2 protein-coding genes are annotated in these 5023 nt (G+C 54.6%); both read right to left on the reverse strand.

Annotation, left to right across the window (positions count from 1 at the left end; genetic code table 11):
- Positions 1 to 559 precede the first annotated feature (559 nt).
- Positions 560 to 1864 carry a methylenetetrahydrofolate--tRNA-(uracil(54)-C(5))-methyltransferase (FADH(2)-oxidizing) TrmFO gene (gene trmFO / locus B2Y11_RS06015; RefSeq protein WP_291057319.1) on the reverse strand — a complete coding sequence of 435 codons (1305 nt, stop codon included), beginning with the start codon at positions 1862 to 1864 and terminating at the stop codon, positions 560 to 562.
- 419 nt (positions 1865 to 2283) lie between these two features.
- Positions 2284 to 4629, reverse strand: coding sequence for a type I DNA topoisomerase (gene topA, locus B2Y11_RS06020; RefSeq protein ID WP_291057321.1), 2346 nt, complete (start codon positions 4627 to 4629; stop codon positions 2284 to 2286).
- Positions 4630 to 5023 lie beyond the last annotated feature (394 nt).

The raw sequence follows: 5023 nt of genomic DNA on the forward strand, positions 1-5023 counted from the left end.
ACAGCACGGCTATCACCGACTCACAATAATTTGTGCGTCGCTTTGCTCCTGCAAATTATGTTCGCTGGTGTAACTCCAGTTCGCTGTGCACCGCCTTTGGCGGCAATAATTATGAAGTCAGCGTTACGGGGCTTGCATTGTGCCACTATGGCTCCCCCGTCATTTCGAGCGGAAGTGCAAGCCGGTATGGTTCCATAGTTTCGTGGAGCCAGTGAAAGGGAGCCGAGAAATCTCCCTGCAGAATGCTGCCTTTTGGCAGTCAGTTCAGCATAGAGTTTCATTTCGCCGCTTGCCTTCGTACACCCCACGCACCAAAGGCGCGGTTGTATGGTTTTACTATCACACTAGCCCACTAGTACACCAGCGCACCAGCACACCAGCCCACTACACATGAGATTTCTCCACTTCGCTCCGTTGCGGTCGAAATGACGATGTGGGCGCCACCACAACCCTCGCCGCCGCAGGTGCCGTCAAATTTGAGAACCTTCGGGGCAAAAGCCCCGTCAAACCTCGGGCCCTTGGGGCCCGTCAACCTTCACGCCCTGCGGGCGTGTCATCGTCATCTCTCCGCTATAAACTGATCCAGTGCCAGGAGGGCTCTTTCTGCCAGTTTCTGATTTTTTTCTTTTTTCGGCACCCTTTTTTCCAGCGGCGGAATGAGGCCGAAGTTGACGTTCATGGGCTGGAAGTTTTTCCCTTCGTAGTGGGAAATATAATGGCAGAGGGCACCGATGGCCGTTTCTTTCGGGAAGGCCACCGGCGGTTTTCCCAGGAAGAGGGAAGCGGCGCTCCGGGCAGCCACGATGCCGGAGGCGGCGGATTCCACGTATCCTTCCACGCCGGTCATCTGGCCGGCAAAGAAGAGGCCCTCTCTTTTTCTTGTTTCCATGGTGGCATTCAAAAGGTCCGGGGAGTCCATGTAGGTGTTCCGGTGCATGACGCCGTAGCGGATGAATTCCGCATGGCCAAGGCCGGGAATCATGCCGAATACCCGCTTCTGTTCGCCCCATTTCAAATGGGTCTGGAAACCTACAATGTTGTACATGGTGTCGTCTTCATTGTCCTGGCGAAGTTGCACCACGGCGTAGGGATCCTTCCCGGTGCGGGGATCCGGCAGTCCCACCGGTTTCATGGGGCCGAACCGCATGGTGTCCTCTCCCCTGGCAGCCATCACTTCGATGGGCATGCAGCCTTCGAATACTTTCTTGTTTTCAAAGCCGTGAACCGGCGCCATTTCCGCCTGGCAGAGGGCTTCCCGAAAGGCTTTGTATTCTTCCTCGTTCATGGGGCAGTTCAGGTAAGCCGCTTCCCCCTTGTTGTAGCGGGACATGCGGTACACCACGTCCATGTCCAGGGACTCCTTCGTCACGATGGGGGCTGCTGCGTCGTAGAAATGAAATCCTTCGCCGCCGCAGAATTTTTCAATATCCTCCGCCAGAGGCCCTTCGGTCAAGGGGCCGGTGGCAATGATGACAATGCCCTCTTCCGGAATGGAGGTCACTTCCCTTTCCTCGAAGGTAACAAGGGGATGTTCCTTCACAAGGCGGGTCACCTCTTCAGCATAGCCCATGCGGTCCACCGCAAGCGCTCCGCCGGCAGGAACGGTATGGCTGTCCGCCGCCTTCATGATGACTGAATGGAGATGACGCATCTCCTCCTTCAGGAGCCCCACCGCATTGGTGAGGGCTGCTGCCCGAAGGGAATTGCTGCACACCAGCTCGCCGAAATAGGCGGTATGGTGGGCAGGCGTCTGCTTATGGGGTCTCATCTCTATAAGAGTGACGGGAATCCCCATTTCCGCCAGCTGGTAGGCAGCCTCACTGCCTGCCAGACCGGCGCCGATAACTGTTATATGATCGTTCAATTGATTTCTCCTTTATAGGGCCACGAAGCGGCCCCGGGTTCAAAAGGTTCAGAGGGGAAGGTTGACGCCCGCTGCGCGGGCGAAGGTTATGGCCGCCTTACGGCGGCAGGTTGTGTAGAAGGGTTGTGTAGAAAGGTTCTTAAGATTGATGGGCCCTTTCGGGCCCAAGGGTTCTTAAGTTTGACGGGCTCTTGGGGCCCGAGGGTTGTGGTATCGCCCTTTGGGCGATGAGTATAAAGTCAGCGTTACGGGATGACCTTGCTGTGCTATATGGCATGATAATCATTCTGCGGATTGGCTCGCTGCGCTCGCCTCCCCCTATCCGGCTGCGCCGGACTTCCCCCGCAAGCGGGGCAGAATAAAACACCAACTAACTAGCACACTAGCTCACTAGTACACTAGATCACTAGCCCACTATCTCACTCTTTCTTTTCCTTTTCTTTTCCCTTTTTCTTTTTCGGATTCGTTGGACAGTCGGGGTTGGAGCATAGGATAAGTTCTTTGCCGCTCTTATATGTTTTCTTTACCATGATAGAACCGCAGGTGGGGCAGAACTGGTCCACCGGTTCGTTCCAGAGGGCCATGTCGCACTTGGGGTAACGGCTGCAGCCGTAGAAGGTGCGGCCTCTCTTTGTCTTTCTCTGCACCATGTGGCCTTCATGGCATTTGGGGCAGGTAATGCCTGTATCCACCACGATGGCCTTATTGGCATGGCAGTTCGGGCATTTCAGGTATCTTCCGTAGGGGCCATCGCGATAGACCATGAGGGTGCCGCATTCATCGCATTTCACGTCGGACACTTCCTCCGGTCCCTGAAGGACGCTGTAGGGTTTGATGTTTTTGCAGTCCGGATAGTTGGGGCAGGCCAGGTACTTGCCGTAGCGGCCCATTTTCACGATCATGTTGGCGCCGCACTTTTCGCATTTCACATCTGTGACTTCCTGGCTTTCCTTCTTTTCCTTTTCCGTCTGTCCATTGGCTGCTTCCAGTTCCTTGTCGAAAACTTTGTAGAAATCGGTCATCACCTTTTTATAGGTGGCCCGGCCTTCGGCAATCTTATCCAGCCAGGTTTCCAGGTTGGCGGTGAAATCCACGTTGATAATGCCGTCGAAATATTTTTTCAGAAGGTCCGTCACTTTAAATCCGATTTCCGTAGGTACGAACTGTTTTCCTTCCTTCACCACATACTTTCTCTTCTGGATGGTGTCCAGGATAGGCGCATAGGTGGAGGGCCGGCCGATGCCCTTTTCTTCCAAGGTCTTGATGAGGCTGGCTTCGGTGTATCTCGGCGGCGGAGCGGTGAAGTGCTGTTCTCCCTTTGTTTTTACATTGTTCACCGTTTCCCCTTTTTTCAAAGGCGGCAGGAAATTTTCTCCCTCCCCTTCCTTCTTCTTTTCCTTCGACGGCTGCATGACAGTAAAGCCGTCAAAGAGGACATGGCTGCCGCTGGCCCGCAGAGTGCACCGGCCGCTCTGGAGAAGGGCGGTGGTGGTCTGCTGGATCTGGGGCGCCATCTGGGAGGCGATGAAGCGGTTCCAGATGAGGGTGTAGAGCCGCATCTGATCCCTGGAGAGCACAGATGTCAGCGCATTCGGCGGAAACTGGAGGCTCGTGGGACGGATGGCTTCGTGGGCGTCCTGAGCCTTTTTCGATTTCGCAAACACATTGGGCTTTGGCGGCAGGTATTCCTCGCCGTACACTGTCTCAATGTAGGGCCGCACCTGGGCAATCATTTCATCGGAAATACGGACGGAGTCGGTACGCATGTAGGTAATGAGCCCCACGTGGCCGTGTCCCGGGATTTCAATACCTTCATAAAGGGCCTGGGCCAGCATCATGGTCTTCCGGGAAGGGAAATTCAGCCGGTTCACCGCATCCTGCTGCATGGTGGAAGTGGTATAGGGAGGCTTCGTCTTCCGCTGCTTCCGGGAGCGGGTGACAGAGGTGACCTCGGCAGTCTTCCCGTCAATGTCCGCCACCGCAGCGTCCGTTTCTTCCTTATTGTGAAGGGCCGCCTCCTTCCCGTCGATTTGCACTAGCTTCGCCGTAAAGGTTTCGGAATCCTCCTTCTTGTACAGAGCTTCTACGGTCCAGTACTCCTCAGGCTTGAAAGCTTTGATTTCCTCTTCCCTTTCGCAGATGAGGCGGGTAGCCACAGACTGCACGCGGCCGGCGGAAAGGCCGCGGTAAATCAGCTTCCAAAGCCAGGGAGACAGCTTGTAGCCCACCAGCCGGTCCAGCACCCGGCGGGCCTGCTGGGCGTCCACCCGGTTCATGTCGATGGGGCCGGGATGGCTGATGGCCTCCTTGATGGCCGGCGGCGTGATTTCATGGAAAGCAATGCGTACATTGTCCTCGGGATTCACATCCAGAAGCTTGGACAGGTGCCAGGAAATGGCTTCCCCTTCCCGATCAGGGTCCGTTGCCAGAAGGACGGCCTTCGAGCGGTTCGCTTCCTTCTGCAGATCCTTGATAATGGACTCCCGCTCGCTGCTGTCCACATACTCCGGCATGAAACCGTTCTCAATATCCACGCCCAGCTTCTTCTGGGGCAGATCCCGGAGATGGCCCTTGGACGCCATGACCTTGTAGGAAGGCCCCAGAATCCTTTCGATGGTCTTCGCCTTAGCCGGTGATTCCACCACCACCAGGGTCTTTCCCTTCGGATTCGGCTTCCGCTTGAAAAGCACCGGCTCTGCCGCAGCTGCCTTCGCCTTTCGGCCCCGTTTCTTCTTCTCTATCGTAATCGTTCTTGTAATCGGCAAATCTATTTCCTCCTCTGACAACAGGGAAAAAACGAACACCGGAAACCTCTGCTCCTGCAGAAATCACCGGCACCCTATATCAGCCCCCACCCGAGGGAAGCACACATTCATAGAGTCCGCTTTTATAAGGACTTTTATCCACTTTCGTCAAGGGATTCCTTAAATAACTTGCTGCTTAAGGAGTCCCATTCCCTGCATCGCATAAAAATCCAAGAATAAAAGCAGGCAATGATTGAATCAGCGCTTCCCTGGCAGAGACAACTCATTTCATAATAAAGTCATATGTAATTATATAGGAAAAAAAAGAAATGGCAAGGGGAATCTAGGGAAGCACTGATTAATTCGCAGAGTTTGCTTTTACAAGAATTTTTATGCACTGCTTCGTCATGGGACT

The sequence above is a fragment of the Dialister sp. UBA1703 genome (assembly GCA_002320515.1).
GTDB lineage: Bacteria > Bacillota > Negativicutes > Veillonellales > Dialisteraceae > Dialister.